Raw genomic sequence first — 1116 nt, 5'->3', positions numbered from 1 at the left:
AACTGACCGGCTAGACGCTTAACGTGCACGATGGTGAAATGATGACTTGGTCGTCTACAGTACGCACGTCATAAGTGCTAGTTTTCGGTTCAAGTTGGAATATGACATGGCGCAGCCGGTGCTCGGAAGTGTTATGACTGAAGGCAAGCCGGTCTAGAGGAACGACGAAGTTCAATAAGTGATTCTGAGCATGGCACGTCTTTCCGTGAAAGTGCCGTAAGCTGGGCGGGCGCTACCTCGGCAGGGTCAAACGTCCTTAAGCCGTGTCAGCCCTGGTGCAGTGAGGCGGACGAAAGGTTCACGGGCGGGATGAGGCGTGCGAGTTTGGGCAATGGCTCAGACTGTCTGCGTTCTTCCCAGTGCATCCGACTCGGCCCCGCTCTCTGTGATTGCCGAGGATCAATCGCGCCTGCTCGAGCACATCCAGCGCGCCCGCATCGTTCTGCTCTCGGCCGAGCGCCTGAGCGTCCAGGATGTGGCCCGGCGGGCGGGGCGTCAGTCGTCCGGCCGTGTGGCGCTGGCAGTGGTGCTATGCCGAGGCGGGCGTCGAAGGTCTGCTGCGCGACAAGACACCTCCGCGCGAGACACCACCTCATTCGACCGAAACGGTGGCCGAGGTGCTGGCGCTGACCTACTCGGAGTCGCCGGGCAAGGTCACCCTCTGGACGGGCCGGGCTTGGCCCGGGCTGTCGGGATCTCGTTACGTGTCGTGCAACGGATCTGGGACGCTCACCGCCTCCAGCCGCACCAGCTGCGCGCGTTCAAGCGCTCGCGCAATCCGGCCTTCGCCGCCAAGGTCGAGAACGGGCACCCATCGAACATGTTCGATGGGATCCCTGCGTGGTCGGCCTCTACATGGACCCACTCGCCCACGCGGTGGTGCTGTCCATCGACGAGCCTTCGATAAGCTTAGGATGACGAGAGCCAGATCAAGGCGCTGGAGTGGACCCACCCCGACCGGGTCCGCTCGCCCCCGGCCATCCCGCCGCTCAGACCCACGACTATACCCGTCACGGAACGACGACGCTGTTTGCCGCCCTCGACGTCCTGGCCGGCACCGTGCTCGGCCGCTGCATGCAGCGCCACCGGAACAGTGAGTTCATCCGCTTCCTCAAC

1 pseudogene is annotated in these 1116 nt (G+C 63.4%); it reads left to right on the top strand.

Annotation, left to right across the window (positions count from 1 at the left end):
• Window positions 1-331: 331 nt before the first annotated feature.
• A pseudogene (locus FV233_RS31525) lies at window positions 332-1116 on the top strand (IS630 family transposase); the annotation flags it as partial.

The sequence above is a fragment of the Methylobacterium sp. WL7 genome (assembly GCF_008040085.1).
Lineage (GTDB): Bacteria > Pseudomonadota > Alphaproteobacteria > Rhizobiales > Beijerinckiaceae > Methylobacterium > Methylobacterium mesophilicum.
This window is presented reverse-complemented; position numbering and strand designations above follow the sequence as displayed.